Consider the following 23,371-nt stretch of genomic DNA (forward strand, 5'->3'; position numbering starts at 1 on the left):
CCTCCCCCCCCCCGGCCCCCGGGAGACCTCCCGGGGGCCGGTCGGCCCGGTGAATCACCACGGCGGGGTCGGCGTGTTCGGCCAAGAGGAACGCGCCTGGCCTGTTGATGCTTCCTTCCGGCGCTTGCGGGAGCTACTGGTCTTCGTCGCCGAGGCGGAGGAGGGCGGCATGTCCGCCGTGGCGCGACGGCCACACGGTGAGCCAGCGGCGCTGTCGCAGACCGTCACCGCGCCGGAGCGTCAACTCGGCGGCGACGGAGGCCGGGGCGGTCTCGTTCTCCGAGGCGGGCGCCGTGCTCGCGCACCACGACCAGGCGGTCTGGACGTGGCTCCCGAGGCGGGCGAGGGGAGCCGCTGATCGCGGAGGTGAAGCCGGCGGCCGTCATCACCGGGCGGGCGTTCGTGCTCGCCCCGCCGAACTGGGCGCAGCCGATCCCCGACACCGTCGTGCGGTCGCCCCTGGCCGGAGATCCGCCGGTCCGCAGGACCTGCCGTGTGGCCGGCCGGTTCCCGCCGGCGCGATATCGGCCATTTCATCGCCGCCTTCGATCAGCCGGCGTCGCCGTAGGCGGGTCGGCCTCCGCGTGAGCCGAGGCGCGCTCCCGGTGCCGGGCGGCCTTGGCGTTGTTGCCGCAGCGCTCCATGGAGCACCACTTGCGAGGCTTCGCGTTGCCGGGGTCCAGGTAGACCATGCCGCAGATCTCCGCCGCGCAGGTGCGCAGCCGGTCCCGCAGGCGGGGCTCGGTGACCAGCGCGATCAGGTCGCGGGCGACGGTGGAGAGCAGCTGGGCGGCCGACAGCGGTTCCGTCCCGGAGCTCGGGCGTCCGTCCGTGCCGATGCGCAGACGGGGCGCGGGCGGCTGGACACGGGCCAGTTCGTTGACCAGGCGGACGGACTCCGTTCGCGGTGTGCGGCCGTCGACGACCGCGGTGACGACGTCGGTGGCGGCGGAGCGCAGCTGGTGGAGGGCCCCGAGCAGGGCGGTCTCGTCCTCCCCGTCCCGTGGGGTGAGGCCGACGCCGCGGCACCAGGCGCGCAGCCGGTCGCGATCGCCGAGCCGCTCCACGGGGGTGCTCGGGCGGCGGCCCACGGTGGCGACGAGGTCGAGCGCCGGCGAGCCCGCGTCGAAGCGCAGTTCACGGACCTTGGCCGTGATGCGGGTGCGGGGAGTGGCCGGTGCACGCTCGCGCATGTGACAATAATAACCCTGGAAACGGTTACTAGGCCATCGGCCGGACCGGGAAGGGAGCGCGCCGTGCGCATAGCGGTTGTGGGAGCGGGCGGAGTCGGGGGCTACTTCGGCACCCGCCTCGCGGAGGCGGGCAACGAGGTCACCTTCGTCGCCCGCGGCCGGCATCTGGAGGCGATCCGCGCCAACGGCGGGCTGGCCGTCCGCAGCCCGCTGGGGGAGTTCCGGGCACCGGCCGACCGGTTCGTGCCGGACATCGGCGACGTCGGCCCAGCCGACATCGTGCTGGTCGCGGTCAAGCTGTGGGACACCGAGGGCGTCGCCGCCGGGCTGCGCGGCCTCGCCGAGGCCGGCGCGCGGGTGATCTCCCTGCAGAACGGCGTCCAGAAGGACGCCGTCCTGCGCCGGCACCTGCCGCCCGAGGCCGTGTGGGGCGGGGTCTGCTACATCTCCGCCGTCATCGAGGAGCCCGGCGTCGTGTCGCACCGCGGGACGATGCAGAAACTGGTCTTCGGCCCGTACGACGGGGAGGCGACGGCCCGGGCGGAGGAGTTCCGCGAGGTGTGCGAGAAGGCGGGCGTCGACGCCGAGGTCAGCGCCGACATCGCGCGGATCGTCTGGCAGAAGTTCGTGTTCCTCACGGCCCTGTCGGGCACCACCTCGGCCGTGCGCCAGCCGATCGGCGTCGTCCGCGCCGATCCCGCGACGCGCGGTCTGCTGCGCGACGTCATGGCGGAAGCCGTCGCCGTCGGCCGGGCCTCGGGCGTACACCTCGACGAGTCCTTCGTCGACGAGCAACTGGCCTTCTGCGACACGCTGCCCGCCACGATGACCTCCTCCATGCACAACGACCTGGAGCAGGGCAACCGCCTGGAACTGCCCTGGCTGAGCGGAGGCGTCGTCGACCTCGGCCGGGAACTGGGCGTCCCCACGCCGCGCAACCGCACCGTTGCCGACATCCTCGCGCCCTATGTGACGGGCCGTCCGCAGGTGTCGTGACCGCCGCCAGGCGCGGGAGGAGATCACGGCTCGCCGTCAGCGCACCGAGAGCGTGTCCGGGACGCGGCGGCCCGGGGCGCGGCGTTGCCGCCCATGCTCAGCCCGGTCAGGGGCGATCCGGCCGGGGTCTCTCCCGCGTGCCGGGAGGCGACTCCGGCCCGGGTCAGTCCGCGTGGACGCGGATTTTCGACTGCCCGTGGCCGAGCAGTTCCCAGTCCTCCATGAAGCGGGCGCTCAGCTCGTGCCTGGCGGCCAGGTCCACCAGCGTCTGGGTGCGGTAGTAGAAGTCCTCCCGCAGCACGTGGTGTTCCCTCCCCTCGGTGCGGTCGAACGTGAAGTCGAACCACCCGCCCGGGGCCAGGATCCGCGCCACGTGGGCCAGGCACTCGTCGATGACCTCCAGCGGCGAGTGGGAGAAGACGCTGTGCGCGTGGACCACGTCGAAGTGGCGCTCCGGCAGGAAGTCGAAGGTCAGGTCGCGGGTGAGGGTGAGGTACGGCAGCTTGCGCTGCAGGCCCTGCGCGGTCACGGTGCGCTTGGCCGCGATCAGGATGTCGGGGGAGATGTCGATGCCGTAGTAGTGGCCGGTGTCGAGGTAGTCGATGAGCAGCCGGCCCGCGCGCAGGTTGCCGCACCCGATGTCCAGCAGCCGGTGCCGCGGCGACAGGCCGTGCTCGCGCAGGTAGTCGAACTGCATCGCGCCCAGCGCCAGCCAGCGTTCGTGGCTGCCGCTGCCGACGGCGGCCTCGGGGTCCCGCGCGGTGTCGCTGGCCATGACGGCCCGGTAGTACGCCACGTGGTCACGGTGCCGGTGCGCGAGCCAGCGGTCCCGGGCGGCCCGGCGCGCGTACGCGGCGACCCGCGTCGGGTGCCGGACGGCGTAGCCGACCTTGTGGGCGAGGCTCGTCCGGTCGACCTGGAGGTTCTTCCTGGTGGCCATGGCGGGTGTACTCCCTGGGAGGGTCACGGGGCGCGTGCTCTTTCGTCCCCCCTCGGGAGGCTGCCACGCGGCGCCCCCGTCGTCTCCCTCCGAACGGGTGGTTGCCGCCGTGCGGGGCGCCCCGGCCGGGACACCCCGCACAGCCCTGCCCGGCTCAGCCGGTGAGGCGGTTGATCTGGCGGAGCTTGTTGGTGGCGTCGAGGGCGGCCACCTTGTACGACTCGGCGAGGGTCGGATAGTTGAACACCGCGTCGACCAGATAGTCGACCGTGCCGCCGCAGCCCATCACCGCCTGGCCGATGTGCAGCAGCTCCGTGGCGCCGGTGCCGAAGCAGTGGACGCCCAGCAGGGTGCGGTCCTCCGTGGACACCAGCAGCTTCAGCATGCCGTGCGAGTCGCCGATGATCTGGCCGCGGGCCAGCTCGCGGTAGCGCGAGACGCCCACCTCGAAGGGCACGTTGTCGTCGGTGAGCTGGTCCTCCGTACGGCCGACGAAGCTGATCTCCGGGATCGTGTAGATGCCGATCGGCTGCAGGTCGTGCATCGCGTTCACCGGTTCGCCGCAGGCGTGGTAGGCGGCGAGCCTGCCCTGCTCCATGGAGGTCGCCGCGAGCGCCGGGAAGCCGATGACGTCGCCGACGGCGTAGATGTGCGGCACGGAGGTGCGGTAGTGCTCGTCCACGGATATGCGGCCCCGCTTGTCGGCGGCGAGGCCCGCCTTGCCGAGCTCGAGGCCGTCGGTGAGGCCCTGCCGTCCGGCCGAGTACATGACGGCGTCCGCGGGGATCTTCTTGCCGCTCTGCAGGACGGTCAGCGCGCCCGTCGGATGCCGCTCCACGGCCGCCACGGTCTCGCCGAAGCGGAAGGTGACGGCGAGGTCCCGCAGGTGGTACTTGAGCGCCTCGACCACCTCGACGTCGCAGAAGTCCAGTATCCCCTCACGCTGTTCGACCACCGTCACCTTGCTGCCCAGCGCGGCGAACATCGAGGCGTACTCGATGCCGATGACGCCGGCGCCGACGATCACCATGGAGCGCGGCACCCGGTCCAGGTTGAGCACACTGTCGGAGTCCATCACCGTGCGGTCGTCGAACTCGACCGTCGACGGCCGGGCCGGACGCGTTCCGGTGGCGATGACGATGTTCTCGGCGGTCACCAGCACCTCGCGGCCGGACGGATCCTCCACGGCGACGGTGTGTTCGTCGGTGAAGCGGCCGGTCCCGGTCAGCATGGTGACGCGGTTGCGGGAGAGCTGACTGCGGATCACGTCCACCTCGCGGCTCACCACGTGCTGGGTGCGCGCGGTCAGGTCCGCGATGGTGATGTCCTCCTTGAGGCGGTAACTCTGGCCGTACAGATCCCGCTGGGTGAGCCCGGTCAGGTAGAGCACGGCCTCGCGAAGCGTCTTCGACGGGATGGTGCCGGTGTGGATGGAGACCCCGCCGACCATGTCGGGGCGGTCGACGACGGCGACCCGGCGGCCCAGCTTGGCCGCGGCGATGGCGGCCTTCTGGCCACCCGGGCCGGATCCGATGACGAGCAGGTCGAATTCGGTCACCGGACGAGTCTGTCAGTCCTCGGCGTCCCCGGGAAAGGGCTGCCGGCGATGCGGCCGGGAGCGTCCCCGAGCCCCCCGGCACGGGTACGGGACCCGTGCCCGGGGGCCCGCCGGGGGACGGGGCGCGGGAGGCTCAGCGGGCCTGGGCGGGTGTGACGACCTCGGTGATGCCGCGGGCGGCCAGATGCGCCGTGTCCGCGGCCAGCTCGGCGAGCACCAGGGCGGGCCGTACACCTTGGGCGGTCAGCGCGGCCCACGCCTCGAACACCTCGCCGCCGGGGGCGCAGCAGGCCCGGTGGGGGGCCGTCAGGCCGTCGCCCACGTCGACGACGAGCGCGGTCGTCCGGGGCCGCGGCGCGTACCCGCGGTCGCGCAGCTCCGCCACGGCGCGGGCAACGGCGGCGCCCGCCGGCTTGACCTCGCGGTCGTTGGTGAGGAGCCCGAGGGTGTACTCGAGTTCGGGGAAGTCGGCGAGGGACCGGGCGACGTCGTGCGAGCACCACCAGGTCACCCCCCACACGTCCGCGCAGTCCAGGGCGCCCGCGATGGTGGCGCGGGCGAACGCCGCCGCGTGCTCGGGCGGCACCACCGGCGCCGGGGCGCCGACCTCCTGCAGCCAGACCGGGCGGTGCGGATCGACGGCCCAGGCCTTGGACAGCTCGATCATGTACGCCGCGTGGTGCTCGGTGGCGACCCCCGCGTGGCCGTGGCGCTGGGCCGTTCCGTTGAAGACCCAGGAGTGGACCGCGGTCGCGAAGCCGAGCCGGGCGGCCTGCGCGGGGGTGAAGGCGTGGTCGTCCTGGTACCAGGCGGCGTCGTACTCGGCGTGCAGGTGAAGCTTGCCGGGGGCGCCGCGCTCGCACGCGTCGAGCATGAGGCGCAGCCAGGACTCCGCCTCGGCCGGGCCGATCGGGTCCGGGTCGGGGTGCGGCGGGCCGGAGAACTGGTTGATCTCGTTGCCGACGGTCATGCCGAGGAAGTTGGGCCGGTCGGCGAGCGCGGCGGCGAGCGTGCGCAGGTACTCGGCCTCGGCGGCGACGACGTCCGGGTCGGTGAAGATGTTCCGGCGGTGCCAGGTGGCCGTCCAGGACGGCAGGAAGTCGAAGCTCGACAGGTGGCCCTGCAGACCGTCCACGTTGACGTCCAGGCCGCGCTCCGCGGCGGCGTCGACCAGCGCGACCAGCTGCTCGACGGCGCGCGGCCGGATCAGGGTGCGGTTGGGCTGGAACAGCGGCCACAACGGGAAGACCCGGACGTGGTCCAGGCCGAGATCCGCGATGGAGTCCAGGTCGGCGCGCACGGCGTCGAGGTCGAAGTCGAGCCAGTGATGGAACCAGCCTTGGCTGGGCGTGTAGTTGACGCCGAAGCGCGGTGTCATGGCGGTTCCCGTGATCTCGTACGAGCTGAGGTGGGCGCGCGGCGGCGGAACCGGTGGTCGCGGGGCGGTCGGGGGATGTCCGTCCCGTGATCGGCGCGGCTGGGGAGTCGCCGCCGGCGCCCACGACAAGGTGACACCGCGCCCCGGGAAAGTCAACTCGCGGCTCTCATTTGTGTCTTGGGGTTGCCAAGCCGCAGGTCAACGGCGTGTGACAGGAATTCAGGTGTGAACACTAATGCGCTTTAGAGCCGTGCCGCTCAAGCGCTTTAGTGCGCGCCCCGCCTGGCTGGGGGATACTGTCCCTCGCGCCGCGCCGTCCGGGGCCCGGCGCGTACGACGTCAGGCGGACGATCCGAGGGGGCCCACGATCGCGGCGCAGGAGCCACCGGTGGAGCCGCCGGCCGCTGCCCGGACCGGCCGCCGCGTCCCGGCCAGGCGCCCCACGATGAAGGACATCGCCCGGCGGGCCGGCGTCTCGGAGAGCGCCGTGTCCTTCGCCCTCAACGACCGCCCCGGGGTCTCCGAGAGCACCCGCCGGCGCGTGCGCCGGGTCGCCGACCAGCTCGGCTGGCGGGCCAGCACCGCCGCGCGGGCCCTGTCGGGCGAGGGCGCCGCGACGGTGGGCCTGGTGCTCGCCCGCCCGGCGAGCTCGCTGGGCATCGAGTCGTTCTTCCTTCAACTGGTCTCGGGCATCCAGGAGGTACTGTCGGAACGCCACCTGGGCCTGCTCTTCCGGGTGGTGGCGGGCGCCGAGGAGGAGTGCGCCGTCTACCGCAGTTGGTGGGCCGAGCAGCGGGTCGACGGGGTCATCGTCGTGGACCCGCGGATCGACGACCCCCGACCGGCCCTGCTGGACTCCCTGGGTCTGCCCACCGTCGTGGTCGGCGGGCGCGAGGTGGACCGTGAGCGGCGGTCAGCCGTCCCGTACCCGCTGATCTCCAGCGTCCGGGTGGACGACGCGGCCGCGATGGGCGCGATCGTGGAGCACCTCGCGGGGCTGGGGCACCGCCGTGTCGCGCACGTCGCGGGTCTGGCCGGCCTGGCGCACACCACGCGCCGCATCGCCTCGCTGCGGGCGGGGGCCGCGCGCCTGGGGATGGCCGGTGTGCGCTCGATCACCACCGACTACTCCGAGGGCCAGGGCGCCGAGGCCACCCGCCTCGCGCTGGCGGCGCCCGAGCCGCCCACGGCGATCATCTACGACAACGACGTGATGGCGGTCGCGGGCGCCGGTGTGGCCCTCGGCATGGGCCTGTCCGTACCGCGCGACCTGTCGGTCGTCACCTGGGAGGACTCGGCGCTCTGCCGCGCCACGCATCCCCGCCTGACCGCCCTGGACCGCGACGCGACGGCCTTCGGCCGGCGCGCGGCGACGGAACTGACCGGTCTGCTCGCCGGCCGCCCCGCCCGTGACGTGGCCCAGCCGACGCCGCAACTCGTCGTCCGCGACAGCACGGCGCCGCCGCGCGGCTGAGCGCCCTGGAGGCATGGACGGCCCTGGGCGGCCGGCCGGCGGCCGTGACGTCGCCGTGAGCCGTGGGTGGCTCTCCCGTAACCGGTGGTCGCCAACGGGTGGTCCCCGCCGTCCGGACGGGCTCACGCCGTGGCGCCCGGGGCGGGGCGGGGCCGGGCGCTGGGTCCGGGGCTGCGGTCGACCTCTTCGGGGGCGCCGATCACATGGCCCACGTCGCACACCAGCCGGGCCCGGACGGTCGCGCCGCAGTGGTGGTGGGTGGCCAGCAGCGCGGGGCCCTCGGGGTCGGCGAGGTACTTGTCGCCCCACTGCCGCAGCGAGGTGAGCAGCGGGTACAGATCGCGGCCCTTCTCGGTGAGCACGTACTCGGAGCGGCGCCGGGCGCCGGGCTCCTGGTACGTGCGCAGCTCGAGGAGCCCCTGGGCGACCAGGCCGCCCAGCCGGTCGGCCAGCACCGAGCGGGAGACGCCGAGGTGGTCCTGAATGTCACTGAAGCGCCTGACCCCGCGGGTGACCTCGCGAAGGATCAGCAGCACCCAGGACTGACCGATGAGCCCGACGGCCCGCCCGACGGAGCAGTTCGAGGTGTCCTGGTCGAGGTATTCCATGTCCGGATCCTACCTGAGTTCGCCGACAGAACTCAGCCGTGGTAGCGTCCCCATCCAACTGGGTTCGAAAGTCGAACTCAGCCGGAAGGGGAACAGCTCATGAGGAGCCCGAGCGCCGCCTCGGATACGGCCGTGAGCGTGGGTGCGACCTACGCCGCGACCACCGTGCGGACACCGGACCCGGGGGAGGCGAGGAAGCGCTGGATCGGCTTCGTCGTCGCGAGTCTCGGCCAGATGGCGATGTTCGTGAACATCACCCAGACCACCGCCGTCCTCGCCCCGCTCCAGCAGGACCTGCGGGTCTCCGGCGCCCAGCTGGTATGGATCGCCGGCATCTACTCGATGATGGTCGCCAGCTTCGTGCTGTCCGCCGGGACGGTCGGCGACCGCCTCGGCCGGCGGCGCGTCTTCGCGCTCGGCATGCTGCTGCTCGGAACGGGCAGTCTGGTCACCTCACTGGCCTCCGGCGCCACCGGCGTCATCGTGGGCCAGGCCCTCATGGGCCTCGGCGGCGCCGCCATCCTGCCGAACAGCCTGTCCCTGGTGACCCACATGTTCGCGGAGCCGCACGCCAGGACCCGGGCCGTCGGCATCTGGGTGGCCGTCTCCGGCGTAGGCCTGGCCGCCGGGCCGGTGGCCGCGGGGCTGATCCTGGAGCGCTGGTCCTGGCACGCGGTGTTCCTGGTCAACGTGGCGCTGGCCGTGCTGGTGCTGGTGCTGACGCCCCGGTTCGTCACCGAGAGCCGGCAGCCCGGACGTCACCTCGACCCGCCCGGTCTGGTGCTGGCGGTCCTCGCGATCGGCGCGCTGAACTACGGCCTGATCGAGGGCGGCCACAGCGGCTTCGGCACCGCCCGTGCGGTCACCGCCTTCGCGGTCGCCGCCGTGTCACTCGTCGCCTTCGTCATCCACGAGGCCCGCACCCGTACGCCCATGCTCAAGCTGCGGCTCTTCCGCGACCGCTCCTTCGCCACGGCCAACGTCGTCGCGATGATCGCCCAGTACGCCTTCGTGGCGACCGCCTTCGCCCAGGTCCTGTACTTCGAGCGGATCCGGCACGAGTCCATCCTCGACGCGGGCCTGCTGCTCCTGCCGCTGATGGGCTCCTACGTGCTGGTCAGCTATGTGGCCGCCGCTGTCGCGCGCCGTATCGGCTTCAAGGCGACCCTCGGCATCGGCGCCCTGCTCGCCGCGGCGGGCACGCTGCTGATGACGGCCCAGACACCCACCTCTTCAACGGAGGTGGTCGTGCTGCTGATGGCGATGTTCGGTGCCGGTGCGGGCCTCGTCCTGCCGCCGAGCACGGCCGTGGCCGTCATCAGCGTGCAGCACGCCGACGGCGGCATGGCCAGCGGCACCGTCAACCTCTTCCGCCAGGTCGGCGGCACACTCGGGGCGACCGTCACGGGCACCGTGCTCACCAGCGGCCTCGCCTCCCGGCTGCCCGGTGAACTCGCGGACCGTGGCGTCGCCTCCGGCGTCGCCCACCAGGTGACCCAGGCCGTCGGCACCGGCGCCCGGGGCTCGACGCTGCCGGCCGCGCTCCGCGACACCGTCACCGCGGCCGTCGGTGACGCCTTCACCGGAGCACTGCACCTGGCCGTGCTCATCCCCGGCGTGGGCCTGGCGGCCGCCGCCGTCGCGGCCCTCGTGCTGATCGGCAACCGCCCCGCTCCGCGGGCCCGCTGACCGCGCCCACGGCGCGGCACGACAGGAGACAGCCACGATGACGGAGCCGACCCACCCGGACCTCGACCCGGAAGCCGCCGGTGCCTTCCTGCGCGCCGTCGGGCTGCATTTCGACACCATCAGCGCGCGGGAGGTCATTGCCCACCTGGAGGCCACCGAGGAGCACCACACCCCGTGGGGGATCACGCACGGCGGCCTCTACTCCACCGTCATCGAGAGCGTGGCGAGCGTCGGCGCCTCCTGTGCGGTCCGGTCCGAGGGACGGTTCGCCGTCGGCGTGAGCAACCAGACCGACTTCCTGCTCCCGTACGTCAAGGGCCGCCTCGACGTCCTCGGCACGCCCCTGCAGCAGGGCCGGAGCCTGCAGCTGTGGCTGGTGGTGATCACCGACGCCGCGGGCCGGCCGATCGCCCGCGGCCAAGTGCGGCTGTTCAACCGGTCCCTGCCCGTATGACCGCGGGCAGGGTCCCCGGGCGGTGACCTCCCGGGGACGGCCTCAATGCGTCAGGGCGCCGGGCGGAGCTCCTGCGTGCAGCACTTGATGCCCCCGCCGGCCTTGTGGAACTCCGTGAGGCTGACGGGGACGGGCACGTAGCCCCGCCCGGCGAGCTGCTCGATCAGCCCCGTCGCCGCCGGCGCCACGAACACGTGGCGCCCGTCGGACACCGAGTTGAGGCCGAACGCCAGCGCGTCGTCCGCGGTGGCGACCACCGCGTCCGGGAACATCCGGCGCAGCACCTCGCGGCTCCCGGCGGAGAACGCCTCCGGGTGGTACGCGATGTTCGCCGGGCCGCCGGCGGCCCCGTCGTCGAGGACGAACAGCGCGGTGTCCAGGTGGTAGAAGCGCGGGTCCACCAACTGCAGGCCGATCGTCGGCACGCCGAAGAACTCCTGCACCTCGTGGTGCGCGGCCCGGACCGTACGGAAGCCCGTACCGGCCAGGACGAACCCGCCGACCGGCACCAGGTCGCCCTCGCCCTCGCAGACCGACTCCGGGCGGTGCACGTCGAAGCCGGCCGCCTTGAACCAGGCGGCGTACTCGTCAGCCTCCCGGCGGCGTTCGGGCGCGTGGAAGGACGAGCCGAACACCCGCCCCTCCACCACCAGCGCCGAGTTGGCGGCGAACACCATGTCGGGCAGCCCCGGGACCGGCGCGACGGTCTCCACCGTGTGACCGTGCTCCCGGTAGGCCCGCATCAGCGCGGTCCACTGCTCCCGGGCGAGCGCGGTGTCGACCCGCACGCCCTCCCGCATCCACGGATTGATCGCGTAGCGCACGTCGAAGTGCTCCGGAGGGCAGACCAGATAACGCCGGGGGCGGGCCACACGGTTCTCGGGCACGGCGAACTCCTCCGCTTCCTGCGGGACGGCCGGGGAACAGCTCAACGGTAGGAAGCGGAGGCCGTGGGCGACAAGATCGGGGCGCTGCGCACAGGCGCAACGATGCTGCGTGGAAGGGCCCTTCAGCGCAGCTCCGCTGCGCTCTCCGCGGCGGACCGTCCCGCCCCCGCCTCCGGGCTCTCCGGCAGCAGGTGCGACAGCACCATGTAGCTGATCGTCTTGCGGATGAAGGGCTCGGTCCTGATCCGCTCCAGGACCTCCTCGAAGTGCCCGACGTCGGTGGCCCGGACGTGCAGCAGGGCGTCCGCTCCGCCGGTCACCGTCATCGCCGCCGTGATCTCCGGGTGGTTCCTGACGACCTCGGCCAGCCGCCGGGGCGGCGCCGCGCCCTCGCAGTACACCTCCACGTAGGCCTCGGTGCGCCAGCCCAGGGCGGCGGGCCGGACCGTGGCGGTGAAGCCGGTGATGATCCCGGACTCGCGCAGCCGGTCCACCCGCCGCTTGACGGCGGTGGCCGACAGGCCGATGTCCGCGCCGATCTCGGCGAAGCTCGTCCTGGCGTTCACGATCAGGGCCGCGACGATCTTGCGGTCGAGCTCGTCGAACGCCACGGGTCTGTGGACCATGCCCGGTGCTCCTTCCCTCAGCCGTCCTGCTGGGCCGCGACCAGGGCGTCGCCGGTCTCCGTCCGGTAGTAGAGCACGGAACGCCCCGCCCGCCGGCGCCGCACCAGACGGGCGTCGAGCAGCACCTTCAGATGGCGCCCCACCGAGCCCAGCCCCTGACCGGTCAGGGCGACCAGCTGCGTGGTGCTCAGCGGTGTCGCGAGCAGCATCAGCACCGCCGCGCGCGCCGGTCCGAGCAGCGCGCCCAGCGCCTCGGGGACCCGCTGCCGCCCCGCCTCGGCCAGCGCCCCCGAGCACGGGTACACCACCGCGTACCGCACGGCCTCGTCCCAGGACACCCAGCCGGTGCGCGGGGTGACGGGCACGAACATCAGCCGGGCGCCGGACAGGTCGCGCGGCGGGTGGTCCCGGGTGTTGATCTGCAACCGGCCCTCGCCGAGCCAGCGCATCCCCCGGCGCATGTCGTCCAGCGCCTCCGCCCAGCCGCCGCGGCCCAACTGCGCGGTGCGCGCCACGATGTCGGCCTCGATGACCCGCCGGCGGCGCGGCCAGTCCGGCAGCACCGTGTGCGTCCACACCCAGGCGACGACGTCCGCCGCGCGCACCGGCAGGTCCGTGCGGCGCAGCGGGTCGGGGAGCGGCCCGCCGAGCGACACGGTCAGATGCTCACGGGCGGCCTCCGGCGGGGTCTCCCGGATCCGCGTCAGCTCCTCCTCGAAGCCCGGGCTGCCCTCGCCGGAGGGCGTGGGCGTGAGGAAGTCGGCGTTCCAGGTGCGCCCCAGGGCGGCACGCACCAGCAGCCCGGTCACCGGGTCGCCGGCCAGCCGCTCCCGGTACGCCGGCAGGTGCGCGCCGAGCCAGGCGCGTTCCCCGGGGTGGGCGGCGGTGCCCCGGTCGAGCAGCTTGAGGGCCGCGATGGCCTCGGCCAGCGGGGAGACGACGAACCGGCTGCCCACCAGCGTCTCCGAGTCGACCAGCCACCAGCCCATGCCCCGCCCTCCCCACCTTTCGCGCGTGTGCGAAACATTAACCGCCCGAACCGGCGCCGCCGACACTCGCGTTCATGCGCACCTACCAAGAGCTCTTCCGCACACGGGAGTTCACCCCACTGTTCCTGGTCTCCACCGGACAGGTCGCGGCGCAGACGGTGAGCGGGCTGGCCCTGGGCACCCTGGTCTACGACGCCACGGGCTCGCCGCTGCTGTCCGCCCTCGCGATGTTCGGCCCGTCCCTCGCGCAGGTGGCCGGGGCGACGACCCTGCTGTCGGCGGCCGACCGGCTGCCGCCGCGCGCCGCGCTCACGGCCGTCGCCCTGTTCTTCGCCCTCGGCACCGCCGTGCCGGCCGTCCCCGGTCTGCCGGTATGGGCCGTCTTCGTCGTCCTGACCGCCGAGGGTTTGGTGGCGTCCCTGGGCGGCGGGGTGCGTTACGGACTGCTCCACGAGATCCTCCCCAAGGGCGGCTTCCTGCTGGGCCGTTCCGTGCTGAACATGGCGACGGGCACCATGCAGATCTGCGGCTTCGCCGCCGGCGGTCTGCTTCTGGCCGCCCTGTCCCCGCGCGGGGTCCTGCTCGCCGGCGCGGCCCTCTACCTCGCGGCCGCGGCCGCCGCCCTGACCGGACTGCGCGCCAGGCCCCCGCGCGCCGGCGGCCGCCCCTCGGCGGCCGAGACCTGGCGGACCAACGTGCTGCTGTGGTCCACCCGGCCGCGCCGCTACGTGTACCTGGCGCTCTGGGTGCCCAACGGCCTGATCGTCGGCTGCGAGTCGCTCTTCGTGCCCTACGCTCCGGACCACGCCGGGCTGCTCCTGGCCGCCGCGGCCTGCGGCATGCTCGCCGGGGACACCATGGCCGGCCGGTTCGTCCCGCCATGGTGGCGCGAACGCGCGGGCGCCGCGCTGCGACTGCTGCTCGCGACCCCCTATCTGGTCTTCGCGCTGCACCCGGGGCTGCCCCTCGCGGCGGCCGTCGTCGCCCTGGCCTCCGTCGGCTACGCGGCCGGCCTGCTGCTGCAGGAACGGCTGATGGCCCTCACCCCGGACGAACTCAGCGGGCACGCCCTGGGGCTCCACTCCTCGGGCATGCTCGCCTGCCAGGGTCTGGGCGCCGCCCTGGCCGGCGCCGTCGCCCAGCACACCTCCCCGGCGACCGCTATGGCGGTCATGGCCGCCGCCTCCGTCGCCGTCACCTTGGCGCTGGCCCCCGGCCTGCGCCCGGGCACCGGGAGCGCCGTCACGCCCGCGGCGCCCGCCCCCGGACCGTCGCGTCGTCCAGTCCCGTGACCCGCATCGTGATGTTCAGCCGGCCGGAGGCCAGACCGGTGGCCGGGTCGCCCGTGCCCGGGTGGACCTTCGGCACCGCGTGGAAGGCGAAGCGGGACGGGCCGCCGAAGACGAACAGGTCGCCGGAGGCCAGCTCCAGGTCCGTGTACGGGCGGTTGCGGTTCTCGGTGTTGCCGAAGCGGAAGACGCAGGTGTCTCCGATGGTCAGCGACACGACGGGGGCGTCGCTGCGCTCGTCCTTGTCCTGGTGCATGCCGAGCCTGGCGTCGCCGTCGTAGAAGTTGATCAGCGCGGTGTCCGGGGTGTAGCCGTCGCCCGCCGCCGGGTCCTCGTACGCCTCGACCAGGGCGCGGCGGCCCAGGTCCACCATCCAGTCGGGGAAGGGGGCCACCCGGGCGCCGTTCACGTCGTCCGCGGTACGGGTGTAGCGGTACGGCTGCCAGTGCCAGCCGATACAGACCGTACTCACCGACATCACCCCGCCGCGGGGCAGCCGGGTGTGCCGGATCGGGACCGGCCCCATCGCCCAGGCGCGGCAGGCGACGACCAGCTCCCGCTGCTCGTCCAGGGTGAGCCAGCCCGGCACGTGTACCGCGCCCGGCGCCACCCGCAGCCGGGGACGGGGGATGAGCGCGCTCACCGGGCACCGCCCTGACCGGCCAGGCCCTCGGGCGGGACCAGCGGCGAGGCGGGTGCCGCTGCCGGTGCGTCGAGGTGGGTCATGGCGTACCGCTCCGTCGCCCTCACGTCCTCACGCCGTCCGGCGCCCGGCCTCGAGGTCCAGCAGCAACTGCTTGCGCTCCACCCCTCCCGCGTAACCGGTGATCGCTCCCTTGGCGCCGACCACGCGGTGGCAGGGACGGACGACCAGCAGCGGGTTGCGGCCGATCGCGGTGCCGACCGCGCGCGAGGAGGTGCGGGGGATGCCCATCGTGTCGGCGACGTCCGCGTAGGTGAGCGTCGTTCCGTAGCCGATGGTCTCCAGGGCCTTCCACACCTGCTGCTGGAAAGCGGTTCCCGCGGTGGTGAACTCGATGTCGAAGTCGATCAGTTCGCCGGCGAAGTACGCCCGCAACTGCCGGGTGATCCCGGTGAACGCGCCGGCGTCGGCACGCGCCTCCGCCAGGTCCGCCGCGACGACACCGCCCCTCTGGTTCGGCACCGACAGCGAGGAGAGCGCGGTGCCACCCTTCGCGGTCGGCGACTCCTCGCCGACCAGCAGCAGTTCGCCCAGCGGGCTGTCGAGGGTCGTGTAGACCGTCATCGGTCCTTCCCTTTCCTCATGCATTCAGTGACATCTGTGATTTTGCGGTGATAGGTCACCGATGTCCGGCAGGATTCGGACGCCGCATTCTCGCCGCCGGCGCTCTTGCGGGTTCCGCCCGTACTGGTCGATCGGCGCGCCACAGCAGGTGCATGGCGTACGTGCGCCACGGCCGCCAGCCCTCGGCGTCCTCCAGCGGGACACTGGCACGCGCGGCCCCCGCGCGCACCGCGACGTCGCCCTCCAGGAGCACATCGGGATCGCCGAGGGCGCGCATCCGGATGTACCCGGCCGTCCACGGCCCGATGCCGCGCACCGCGAGCAGGTCCTTCTCGGCGCCGTTCCGGTCCGCGCCCGGGTCGAGGACGACCTCGCCGGTGGCGAGCGCGCGGGCCAGCCCGCGCAGGGTCTCCCGCCGCGCCCGCGGCATGCCGACCGCCTCCAGTGACGCCCCGGCGAGCGCGTCCACGCCGGGGAACAGGTGGGTCAGGCCGCCGCTCGGCGCCGTCAGCCGCTCACCGTGGGCGGCGACCAGCGCGGCGCCGAGCCGGCGACCCGCCGCCACGGAGACCTGCTGTCCCAGCACCGCCCGCACCGCCAGTTCGTGCGGGTCGGTCGCCCCGGGGGCGCGCAGTCCGGGGCGGGTCCGGGCCAGGGCGCCCAACGAGGGGTCCGCGGACAGCCGTTCCGCGACCGCGTACGGATCGGCGTCCAGGTCGAACAGGCGCCGCACGCGCTGCGTCGCGGTGGTCAGGTCGCGCAGCCCCGTCAGGTGCAGCCGGCACTCGAGCCAGTCGCCGCCCCTGCCGGGCGCCTCCTCGACCTCGGCGACCGCGGGCCCGTGCGGCAGCCGGAGCGTCCGCCGGTAGACCCGCCGGCCGTGGCTCCCCGTGACCTCCTCGACGCCGGCGATCGCGCGGGCCGCCAGGTAGTCGAAGACCTGCCCGGTGTCGTACGGCCCGCGGTACGCCAGCCGCAGGGGCACGCCGGCCGCGGCCGCGGCGGCCGTGTGCCGGGCGGGGCGTGCCTGCCGCAGCGCGGTCGGCGTGAGCGCGTACACCTCCCGGATCGTGTCGTTGAACTGCCGTACGCTCGCGAAACCGGCCGCGAAGGCGATCTCCGCGGCCTGCATGTCCGTGGTCCGCAACAGGATGCGGGCGGTGTGCGCCCGCTGCGCACGCGCGAGGGCGATCGGTCCCGCCCCCACCTCGGCCTTGAGCTGCCGCTGCACCTGCCGCGCGCTGTACCCGAGCCGTGCCGCCAGCCCCGCGACGCCCTCCCGGTCCACGACGCCGTCGCCGATCAGGCGCATCGCGCGACCCACCACGTCGGCCCGCGCGTTCCACGCGGCGGACCCCGGCACCGCGTCCGGGCGGCACCGCCGGCAGGCCCGGAACCCCGCCCCCTGGGCTGCCGCCGCCGTACGGAAGAACCGGACGTTGCGCCGCTTGGGCGTGACCGCCGGGCAGCTGGGGCGGCAGTAGATGCCCGTCGTCGTCACCGCGAAGAAGAACTCGCCGTCGAAGCGCGCGTCGCGGCTGCACACCGCCTCGTACCTGCTGTCCTCGTCGGTCGTCTCGCTCGTCACCCCTCCACTGTGCGGCATCGCGCGCGGGGGTCGCTGGCGGGATTCGGACGTCGCGTTCCGGGCGGGGGCCGACTCGCCGCCCGAGGCGGTACCTGTGACGGACGCGGCCTCGGGGGACGCCCACGGAAGGCCGCGCGGCGCCCGTGCCGCAGGCCCTGTTCACGGAGTCACCCGTGGGTCGGCACCCGCTCCACACCGACCTGCGGGTGACCCGGTCGACACCGCCCTCCCCGCCATGCGGAGACGGCTGGAGCGGGACCTCCTCGGACGCCGGCTCGTCGAGGCCCCTCCCTGGTGGCCGGCCCGCCGAGGCCCGGGGACCCGCCGCACGGCGGACGACGAGGCCATCCGGGCCGAGCGGAGCCGTCCGTCGCCGTCGCTGTGAGCGGCGTGCGCGGGGCGCGGCGGTTGCGGTCCGGCCGTGCGGGGCCGGACCGGCTCGGTGATCCTGAAGGGGTGGCAGCCGGATCCGCCCCGCGGGACCTCACCGGCCGGGAGGCTCCCGGCACGGGCCGCGCCGACTACACCGGGGCCGTCTACGGATCGCTCCTGGCCGCCTCGGTGGTGGCCGGGGCCGGCTCGGCGGGCCCGTACCCGCGGCTGGAGCTGGTGGTGCTGCTGATCTGCACCGGCCTGGTTTTTTGGGCCGCGCACGTCTACGCCGGCTTCGTCGGCGACCGCCTGCGCAGGGGGAAGGCCACCTGGCGCGAGATCCGCCACGAGTGCGTCCGCGAGTGGCCGATCGTGCAGGCCGCGCTGCTGCCGGCGGCCGCGGTCGCGGTGAGCCCGCTGCTCGGGCTCGGGCGGGAGGGCGCGGCGTGGCTGGCCCTGACCATCGCCGTCGCCCAGCAGGTCGGGTGGGCCGGCGCCGCCGTCATCCGCGTGGGCGCGTCCCGCTGGGCGGTGGTGTCGGTGGGGATCGTGAACCTGGTGCTGGGCCTGGTCATCGTGGCGGCGAAGGTCGCGCTCCGGCACTGAGCGGCAGTCATCGCTCCATGCGGTGTCCACCCCGTGGAGAGCGGTTCATGGTGTTCTGATGCGTTTTGTGGTGGTTCTCGTGGGGCAGATGTGCCCCGAGGCGGTGAACGCGCATGGCTCGTCACCTGCAGACCGGCGCCCGCACGCCCACCGAGCTCCCTCAGGAGTCCTGGCGGGTGGTGCTCCGGCGCACGGTGAAGGAGTTCTGGGCGGACCACCTGACCGACTGGGCCGCGGCGCTGACCTACTACGCCGTGCTGTCGGTCTTCCCCGCGCTCCTGGTCATCGTCTCGGCCGTCGGCCTGCTCGGCGGGCCCAGTGTCAAACCCCTGATCGCCAACGCGAGCGGTCTCGCGCCCGGACCGGTCCGCGACACGCTGACCGGTGTGCTCGGGCAGCTCCAGCACGGCGTCGGCAGAGGGGGGCTCGCCCTCGCGATCGGCGCCGCTGTCGCCGTGTGGTCGTCCTCCGGCTACGTCGCGACCTTCATGCGGGCCGCCAACGCGCTCTACGACATCGACGAGGGCAGGCCCTTGTGGAAGACCCTGGCAGGCAGGTTCGTCATCCCCGTGGTGCTGCTGGTGGTCACGGCGCTCATCGCGATCGGCGTGGTCTTCACCGGGGCACTGGCTCGCAGGACGGGCCAGGTGCTGGGGGTGGGCGACGCCGCGCTCGGCGTGTGGGGCATCGTCAAATGGCCGGTGATGCTCGTGCTGTTCGGCCTGGTTCTCGCGCTGCTGTACTGGGCCGCCCCCAACGTGAAGCACGGCGGCTTCCGCTGGGTCAGCCCCGGCAGCTTCCTGGCCGTGGTCATCTGGGCCGCGGCCTCCGCGCTCTTCAGCCTGTACGTGACCAACTTCAGCAACTACAACAGGCTCTACGGCAGCCTGGCGGCGATCATCGTCTTCCTCGTCTGGCTGTGGATCTCCAACATCGCCGTCCTGCTCGGCCTGGAGTTTGACGCCGAGCTCGAGCGGGCCCGGGCGCGCCCGGACGGGGGTCCGGACGACGGTCACGACGACACGGTGCCCAAGGCCGCCCCGCAGGACACCGAGCGGCTCCGCGCCGACGAAAGGCCATGACCGCACCCCGCTGCACCGGCGCGCCCGCAAAGCCATCAGGGCCGTGAGCCGACACCGGTCGCGACCTCGTGGAGCCGGCCGCCGGCCCCGCCCGGTGCCAGCGGGGCGGTCGAGGCGTCGCCCGCGCCCTCGCGCAGCCCCGCGAGGAACTCCTCGATCGCCTGCGTGGCGGTGTGGCGCGGCTCCCAGCCCAGTTCGCGGCGGGCCCGCGCGGTGTCCATCAGCGGCAGCCTCACGACCGCGTCGAACAGGCCGGGGGACGAGGGCACCAGGTGCAGCCGCCACGCCCCGGCCAGCGCCGCCCGCACCGCGCCGCGCGGCATGCGGACGACCTGCGCCCCGAGCAGCGCGGCGAGTTCCCCCGCGTCCAGCGGCGGATCGGCCGCCAGGTTGAAGGCCCCGCGTACGGGGCGGTGCAGCGCCGCCCGGTAGGCCTCGGCCGCGTCGTCGGAATGGAGCGCCTGGAAACGCAGACCGCGCATGTCGGGGACGACCGGCACAAGGCGCGGCCGCACCAGCCGGTTCGGCAGGAACGGCCCGGCGAACAAGCGGCGTTGCTGGGCGGCGGACTCCCGCTTGAAGATGAAGCCCGGCCGCATGCGCACCACCCGCAGCCGCGGGTGCTCCCGCTCGAAACTGTCGAGACAACGCTCGACGTACGCCTTCTCCCGGCAGTACGCGGCCCCCGGCCAGCCGTGCGTGGGCCACGACTCGTCGACCGGGTACCGCTTCGGGCCGGGCGAGTACGCCGCCACCGACGAGGCGTACACCAGGACCGGCACACCGGCCGCGACGGTCGCCTCGAAGACGCGGATGCTTCCCAGGACGTTGGTACGCCAGGTCACCGACGGGTCGTGGGTGGGCTGCAGCAGCCAGGCCAGGTGCACGACGGCGTCGGCGCCGCGCAGATGCTCCACCAGACGCGTCCTGTCGTCGGCGAGGTCCGCGTGCACCCACGAGGTGCGGGCGGGTCGCCAGTCCTGGGGGGTCCTCCGGGCGATGCCGACGACGTCGGCCACCGCCGGGTCGTCGCCGAGCGCCCGCACCAGGCTGGTGCCGACGTTTCCGGTCGCCCCCACGACGACGACGCGCAGAGCACCGCCGTTGCGGGGCGCGGGGTCGTGCGCCACGATCCTCGCCTCCCTGGGCCGCCGTGAGCGCCCGGGCACCTCACCTCGCCGTCCCGGGGGTCCCGGCGCCCGGCACCCTGGCGGCCTCGTCCGATGCCTGCCCCGGTCTCTCGGCGGCTACCCGGCCGGGGGCGTTTCAGACCTCGGCGCGAGCGTCAGCCGATTGCCTTGGCCATACGGCGCACCGCCTCCGTGAGCACCTCGGGCGTCGTCGCGAGGTTCAGCCGCGCGTGCCCGTCGCCGCCTGTGCCGAAGTCGGGCCCCGCGCTGAGGGCGACCCGGCCGCGGTCGAGGAAGGCGGCGGCCGGGTCGTCGCCCAGGCCCAGCTCCCGGCAGTCCAGCCAGGCCAGATAGGTGCCCGGGGCCGGGTGGTAGCCGATCGCCGGCAGGTGCTCGGCCAGCAGTCCGGAGAGCAGCCGCCGGTTGTGCGCGAGGTCGTCCAGCACGGCGTCGAGCCACGGTCCGCCGTGGCGCAACGCGGCCGTGTGCGCGATGACGCCGAGGTGGCTCGGCCCGTGGCTGACCTCCTCCGGCATGCGCGCCAGGTCGTCCGCCGCGGCCGGCCCGGCCAGGGCGAGGGCCGCCTTCAGACCGGCCAGGTTCCACGCCTTCGAAGCGGACATCAGGGACAGGGCGCTCTCGCCGCCGGGCACGCTCAGGTACGGCACGAACGCCGCCTCGGCGGTCACCAGCGGCGCGTGGATCTCGTCCGCCACGACCCGCACCCCGTACGTCCCGGCCAGCTCCGCCACCGCGGCCAGCTCCCCGGCGGTGTGCACGGTGCCGGTCGGATTGTGCGGGCTGCACAGCAGGTAGGCGGCCCGGCCGCCGACGGCCGTGGACCGGGCGAAAGCCTCCTCCAGCGCCGCCAGATCCAGCCGCAGGCCGGGGCCGAGCGGGGCCTCCACCACGCGGCGGTCCATGTGCGCCACGAACTGGTAGAACGGCGGGTACACCGGGCAGTTGACGACCACCGGGTCGCCGGGGTCCGTGACGAGCTTCAGCATCTCGACGACGCCGAGCATCACGTCGGGCACGATCGAGGCGCGCTCCACGGCCAGGCCGTCCCAGCCCCACCGCTCGCGGGCGAAGTCCGCCAGCGCCTCCGCGTACGCGGTGCCCGCCGGATACCCCGTGTCGCCGACCGCGATCGCCTCCGTGAGCGCGCGGGCCACGGGCGCGGCCAGCGGCACGTCCATCTCCGCCACCCACAGCGGGAGCACGTCCTCCGGATGGGAGCGCCACTTCATGCTCGTCCGGCGCCGGAGCTGGTCGAGCGTGAGGTGACGCAGCGGGTGGTCGTCAGTCGACGTGGTGTCCATGACACCCAACATAGGCGCGGACCCGCTGCCGGGGCAGAGGGCGGGGGCGGAGGTGTTGCCGAACCGGCAAGAAGGCTTGCCCGGCGGGTGTGCGGGACCGCATCGTCGGGGGCAGGTCCACGCCCACGGCACGAGGAGACGACATCCATGACCGACGGCACCACCAGCGCGACCGGCGCCGAGTCCGAGGCGGAGTTCTGGGACGCCCGGTACGCCGGGAGCGACCGTGTCTGGAGCGGCAAGCCCAACAACGTCCTGGTCCGCGAGGCCGGGGCCCTGAAGCCCGGTACGGCGCTCGACCTGGGCTGCGGCGAGGGCGCCGACGCGGTCTGGCTGGCCCGGCAGGGGTGGCGGGTCACCGCCGTCGACATCTCCCGCGTCGCCCTGGAGCGCGCCGCCTCCCACGCCAAGGCGGAGGGCATCGCCGACGACCTCATCGACTGGCAGCGGCACGACCTGGGCGAGACCTTCCCCGAGGGCACCTACGACCTCGTCTCCGCGCAGTTCCTGCACTCGCCGAACGACATGCCCCGCGAGCGCATCCTGCGCGCCGCCGCGGCCGCGGTGGCCCCCGGCGGCGTGCTGCTCGTCGTGGGACACGCCGGGTTCCCGGCCTGGCAGACCGATCCGCACCCGGAGGTGCACTTCCCGACGCCGCAGGAGGTGCTGGAGAGCCTCGGACTCCCCGAGGGGGAGTGGGAGGTGCTGCTGACCGACGAGCACGAGCGCATCCAGAACGACCCCGACGGGCGGCCCACGACCCGTGTGGACAACACCCTGGAGATCCGCCGCCTGACGAGGTGACGGGGTGACACGACGCGCGGCGGGCCGTGGCGACCACGGCCCGCCGGCGCACGGGGGCCGGGGAGTGACGGGGCGTCAACGCCGGGCGCCCGCGTACTCCTCCTCGTCCTCGTACTCCTCGTCCTCGTCCTCCGGTTCTTCCTCGTCCTCGGGCTCTTCCTCGTCCTCCGGCTCTTCCTCTTCCTCGGGGTACTCCTCGTCCTCCTCGTCTTCCTCTTCGTCTTCCTCGTCTTCGGGGTAGCCCTCGTCCTCCGGCTCTTCCACTTCCTCTTCCTCGGGGTACTCTTCCTCGCCTTCCTCGCCCTCTTCGGTCTCCTCCGCCTCCAGGGCCTCCTCATGCGTGCGCACGACCTCGCCGTCGCGGATCTCGCCCCGCCAGCCCTCGGGCTCCTCGTTGGTGAGCGAGACGTACCGCAGGAAGTGCTTGAAGTCGAGGCGCAGCCGCCGGCCCTGGGCGCGCCAGAGGTTGCCGGTCTTCTCGAAAAGACCCGAGGGGTAGTACTCGACGACGAGGACGATGCGGGTCAGAGTGGGCGTGAGTTCGTGGAAGCTGACGCAGCCGCGCGTGGTGCCCTTGGCGCCGTCGGAACTCCAGACGATGCGCTCGTCGGGGACCTGCTCCACGACCGTGGCCTTCCAGCCGCGGGTCGAAGGGCCGACCTTGACCTTCCAGTCGCTTGTCGTGTCGTCGCCCTTGGAGACGCTGCGGACTCCCTTGGTGAAAGCGCTGAACTTCTCGAACTGGGTCCAGTGGTCGTACGCGAACCGGATGGGGACGCCGACGTCCTGGACCTCGACGATGTTCGTCACCTTCTGCGTTCCGGACTTGCGGCCCTTGCCCTTCTTGCCGCCGCCGAGCACCTGCTTCGCCTTGTCGAGCACGCCGCCTCCGAGGGCCTTGAGGGGGGAGTCGCCTTGGAGAATCCTCAGACCGGCCTTGGGGAGCACTCCGCCGTTCTCGGCCACACCCATCAACTGGTCGGTGAGGTCGGCGACTTTGTCGCCCGCTTTGTCGGCCAGATTTCCCACCTGGGCGCCGACGAAGTTGGCGAGTTCGTCGCGCAGTTGGTCCAGGCCGGAGGCCTGACCGTTTCCGGTGTCCTGTGCCGTCCTGGCCAT

General features: G+C 73.6%; 22 protein-coding genes. 8 read left to right on the top strand and 14 right to left on the bottom strand.

Going from position 1 to position 23,371, the window contains the following annotated elements; genetic code table 11:
* Positions 1–533: 533 nt before the first annotated feature.
* Positions 534–1,193: a CGNR zinc finger domain-containing protein gene (locus ACRWNP_RS33270; RefSeq protein ID WP_431968071.1), complete on the bottom strand. Its 660-nt coding sequence runs from the start codon at positions 1,191–1,193 to the stop codon at positions 534–536.
* 63 nt (positions 1,194–1,256) lie between these two features.
* Between ACRWNP_RS33270 and ACRWNP_RS33275 the strand changes: the two genes are divergently transcribed.
* Positions 1,257–2,189 (top strand): 2-dehydropantoate 2-reductase, encoded by a 933-nt coding sequence (locus tag ACRWNP_RS33275; protein ID WP_431968073.1) that lies wholly within the window; start codon positions 1,257–1,259, stop codon positions 2,187–2,189.
* Positions 2,190–2,352: 163 nt separating this feature from the next.
* Here the strand turns inward: ACRWNP_RS33275 and ACRWNP_RS33280 are convergent, their stop codons facing one another.
* The 3 genes from ACRWNP_RS33280 to ACRWNP_RS33290 form a co-directional block, all read right to left on the bottom strand.
* Positions 2,353–3,129, bottom strand: coding sequence for a class I SAM-dependent DNA methyltransferase (locus tag ACRWNP_RS33280; protein ID WP_431968075.1), 777 nt, complete (start codon positions 3,127–3,129; stop codon positions 2,353–2,355).
* Between the two features lie 154 nt (positions 3,130–3,283).
* Positions 3,284–4,687 (bottom strand): Si-specific NAD(P)(+) transhydrogenase, encoded by a 1,404-nt coding sequence (gene sthA / locus ACRWNP_RS33285; RefSeq protein ID WP_431968077.1) that lies wholly within the window; start codon positions 4,685–4,687, stop codon positions 3,284–3,286.
* A 133-nt stretch (positions 4,688–4,820) separates the two neighbouring features.
* The gene (locus ACRWNP_RS33290; protein ID WP_431968079.1) at positions 4,821–6,065 is read right to left on the bottom strand and encodes a glycoside hydrolase 5 family protein; all 1,245 of its coding nucleotides are present in this window, start codon (positions 6,063–6,065) and stop codon (positions 4,821–4,823) included.
* 445 nt (positions 6,066–6,510) lie between these two features.
* Here ACRWNP_RS33290 and ACRWNP_RS33295 point away from each other — a divergent pair, with 445 nt between their 5' ends.
* A complete protein-coding gene (locus tag ACRWNP_RS33295) occupies positions 6,511–7,539 on the top strand; it encodes a LacI family DNA-binding transcriptional regulator (RefSeq protein ID WP_431968081.1) in 1,029 nt (342 codons plus the stop codon).
* Positions 7,540–7,661: 122 nt separating this feature from the next.
* On the opposite strand, the gene ACRWNP_RS33300 is transcribed toward ACRWNP_RS33295, so the two are convergent.
* Positions 7,662–8,147, bottom strand: coding sequence for a winged helix-turn-helix transcriptional regulator (locus ACRWNP_RS33300; RefSeq protein WP_431968083.1), 486 nt, complete (start codon positions 8,145–8,147; stop codon positions 7,662–7,664).
* Positions 8,148–8,279: 132 nt separating this feature from the next.
* Here ACRWNP_RS33300 and ACRWNP_RS33305 point away from each other — a divergent pair, with 132 nt between their 5' ends.
* The gene (locus ACRWNP_RS33305) at positions 8,280–9,836 is read left to right on the top strand and encodes an MFS transporter (RefSeq protein WP_431968085.1); all 1,557 of its coding nucleotides are present in this window, start codon (positions 8,280–8,282) and stop codon (positions 9,834–9,836) included.
* A 37-nt stretch (positions 9,837–9,873) separates the two neighbouring features.
* The gene (locus ACRWNP_RS33310) at positions 9,874–10,290 is read left to right on the top strand and encodes a PaaI family thioesterase (protein ID WP_431968087.1); all 417 of its coding nucleotides are present in this window, start codon (positions 9,874–9,876) and stop codon (positions 10,288–10,290) included.
* A 50-nt stretch (positions 10,291–10,340) separates the two neighbouring features.
* Here ACRWNP_RS33310 and ddaH read toward each other — a convergent pair whose 3' ends face one another.
* From ddaH to ACRWNP_RS33325, 3 genes are all read right to left on the bottom strand, one after another.
* Positions 10,341–11,177 (bottom strand): dimethylargininase, encoded by an 837-nt coding sequence (ddaH, locus tag ACRWNP_RS33315; protein ID WP_431968089.1) that lies wholly within the window; start codon positions 11,175–11,177, stop codon positions 10,341–10,343.
* A gap of 122 nt (positions 11,178–11,299) precedes the next feature.
* Positions 11,300–11,803: an Lrp/AsnC family transcriptional regulator gene (locus ACRWNP_RS33320; RefSeq protein WP_431968091.1), complete on the bottom strand. Its 504-nt coding sequence runs from the start codon at positions 11,801–11,803 to the stop codon at positions 11,300–11,302.
* A gap of 17 nt (positions 11,804–11,820) precedes the next feature.
* On the bottom strand, positions 11,821–12,792 hold the full coding sequence (locus ACRWNP_RS33325) for an ArsR family transcriptional regulator (RefSeq protein WP_431968093.1): 972 nt from the start codon (positions 12,790–12,792) through the stop codon (positions 11,821–11,823).
* A gap of 74 nt (positions 12,793–12,866) precedes the next feature.
* Here ACRWNP_RS33325 and ACRWNP_RS33330 point away from each other — a divergent pair, with 74 nt between their 5' ends.
* The gene (locus tag ACRWNP_RS33330; protein ID WP_431968095.1) at positions 12,867–14,084 is read left to right on the top strand and encodes an MFS transporter; all 1,218 of its coding nucleotides are present in this window, start codon (positions 12,867–12,869) and stop codon (positions 14,082–14,084) included.
* On the opposite strand, the gene ACRWNP_RS33335 is transcribed toward ACRWNP_RS33330, so the two are convergent.
* From ACRWNP_RS33335 to ACRWNP_RS33345, 3 genes are all read right to left on the bottom strand, one after another.
* Positions 14,035–14,724, bottom strand: a complete 690-nt coding sequence (locus ACRWNP_RS33335; RefSeq protein WP_431968097.1) for an alpha-ketoglutarate-dependent dioxygenase AlkB family protein — start codon at positions 14,722–14,724, stop codon at positions 14,035–14,037. The two genes, ACRWNP_RS33330 and ACRWNP_RS33335, sit on opposite strands and share 50 nt — an antisense overlap.
* A 111-nt stretch (positions 14,725–14,835) precedes the next feature.
* Positions 14,836–15,348 carry a methylated-DNA--[protein]-cysteine S-methyltransferase gene (locus ACRWNP_RS33340; protein WP_431968099.1) on the bottom strand — a complete coding sequence of 171 codons (513 nt, stop codon included), beginning with the start codon at positions 15,346–15,348 and terminating at the stop codon, positions 14,836–14,838.
* Between the two features lie 55 nt (positions 15,349–15,403).
* A complete protein-coding gene (locus ACRWNP_RS33345; protein WP_431968101.1) occupies positions 15,404–16,954 on the bottom strand; it encodes an AlkA N-terminal domain-containing protein in 1,551 nt (516 codons plus the stop codon).
* A 438-nt stretch (positions 16,955–17,392) separates the two neighbouring features.
* On the opposite strand from ACRWNP_RS33345, the gene ACRWNP_RS33350 reads away from it, so the two are divergent.
* Positions 17,393–17,914, top strand: a complete 522-nt coding sequence (locus ACRWNP_RS33350; RefSeq protein WP_431968103.1) for a hypothetical protein — start codon at positions 17,393–17,395, stop codon at positions 17,912–17,914.
* Positions 17,915–18,027: 113 nt separating this feature from the next.
* Positions 18,028–18,996 (top strand): YihY/virulence factor BrkB family protein, encoded by a 969-nt coding sequence (locus tag ACRWNP_RS33355; protein ID WP_431968105.1) that lies wholly within the window; start codon positions 18,028–18,030, stop codon positions 18,994–18,996.
* Between the two features lie 35 nt (positions 18,997–19,031).
* Here ACRWNP_RS33355 and ACRWNP_RS33360 read toward each other — a convergent pair whose 3' ends face one another.
* On the bottom strand, positions 19,032–20,126 hold the full coding sequence (locus tag ACRWNP_RS33360) for an NAD-dependent epimerase/dehydratase family protein (protein WP_431968107.1): 1,095 nt from the start codon (positions 20,124–20,126) through the stop codon (positions 19,032–19,034).
* A gap of 155 nt (positions 20,127–20,281) precedes the next feature.
* Positions 20,282–21,448: a MalY/PatB family protein gene (locus ACRWNP_RS33365; RefSeq protein ID WP_431968109.1), complete on the bottom strand. Its 1,167-nt coding sequence runs from the start codon at positions 21,446–21,448 to the stop codon at positions 20,282–20,284.
* A gap of 147 nt (positions 21,449–21,595) precedes the next feature.
* Here ACRWNP_RS33365 and ACRWNP_RS33370 point away from each other — a divergent pair, with 147 nt between their 5' ends.
* Positions 21,596–22,252: an SAM-dependent methyltransferase gene (locus tag ACRWNP_RS33370; RefSeq protein ID WP_431968111.1), complete on the top strand. Its 657-nt coding sequence runs from the start codon at positions 21,596–21,598 to the stop codon at positions 22,250–22,252.
* A gap of 75 nt (positions 22,253–22,327) precedes the next feature.
* Here ACRWNP_RS33370 and ACRWNP_RS33375 read toward each other — a convergent pair whose 3' ends face one another.
* The gene (locus ACRWNP_RS33375; protein WP_431968113.1) at positions 22,328–23,371 is read right to left on the bottom strand and encodes an SRPBCC family protein; all 1,044 of its coding nucleotides are present in this window, start codon (positions 23,369–23,371) and stop codon (positions 22,328–22,330) included.

Origin of the sequence: Actinacidiphila sp. bgisy160 (assembly GCF_965342435.1) — a bacterium.
Taxonomy (GTDB): domain Bacteria; phylum Actinomycetota; class Actinomycetes; order Streptomycetales; family Streptomycetaceae; genus Actinacidiphila.

Coding starts and splice junctions, on each gene's coding strand:
- ACRWNP_RS33330 (WP_431968095.1), top strand. CDS start 12,867: ATGCGCACCTACCAAGAGCTCTTCCGCACACGGGAGTTCACCCCACTG.
- ACRWNP_RS33345 (WP_431968101.1), bottom strand. CDS start 16,954: ATGCCGCACAGTGGAGGGGTGACGAGCGAGACGACCGACGAGGACAGC.
- ACRWNP_RS33340 (WP_431968099.1), bottom strand. CDS start 15,348: ATGACGGTCTACACGACCCTCGACAGCCCGCTGGGCGAACTGCTGCTG.
- ACRWNP_RS33370 (WP_431968111.1), top strand. CDS start 21,596: ATGACCGACGGCACCACCAGCGCGACCGGCGCCGAGTCCGAGGCGGAG.
- ACRWNP_RS33365 (WP_431968109.1), bottom strand. CDS start 21,448: ATGGACACCACGTCGACTGACGACCACCCGCTGCGTCACCTCACGCTC.
- ACRWNP_RS33375 (WP_431968113.1), bottom strand. CDS start 23,371: ATGGCCAGGACGGCACAGGACACCGGAAACGGTCAGGCCTCCGGCCTG.
- ACRWNP_RS33320 (WP_431968091.1), bottom strand. CDS start 11,803: ATGGTCCACAGACCCGTGGCGTTCGACGAGCTCGACCGCAAGATCGTC.
- ACRWNP_RS33270 (WP_431968071.1), bottom strand. CDS start 1,193: ATGCGCGAGCGTGCACCGGCCACTCCCCGCACCCGCATCACGGCCAAG.
- ACRWNP_RS33300 (WP_431968083.1), bottom strand. CDS start 8,147: ATGGAATACCTCGACCAGGACACCTCGAACTGCTCCGTCGGGCGGGCC.
- ACRWNP_RS33280 (WP_431968075.1), bottom strand. CDS start 3,129: ATGGCCACCAGGAAGAACCTCCAGGTCGACCGGACGAGCCTCGCCCAC.
- ACRWNP_RS33310 (WP_431968087.1), top strand. CDS start 9,874: ATGACGGAGCCGACCCACCCGGACCTCGACCCGGAAGCCGCCGGTGCC.
- ACRWNP_RS33325 (WP_431968093.1), bottom strand. CDS start 12,792: ATGGGCTGGTGGCTGGTCGACTCGGAGACGCTGGTGGGCAGCCGGTTC.
- ACRWNP_RS33290 (WP_431968079.1), bottom strand. CDS start 6,065: ATGACACCGCGCTTCGGCGTCAACTACACGCCCAGCCAAGGCTGGTTC.
- ACRWNP_RS33355 (WP_431968105.1), top strand. CDS start 18,028: ATGGCTCGTCACCTGCAGACCGGCGCCCGCACGCCCACCGAGCTCCCT.
- ACRWNP_RS33295 (WP_431968081.1), top strand. CDS start 6,511: ATGAAGGACATCGCCCGGCGGGCCGGCGTCTCGGAGAGCGCCGTGTCC.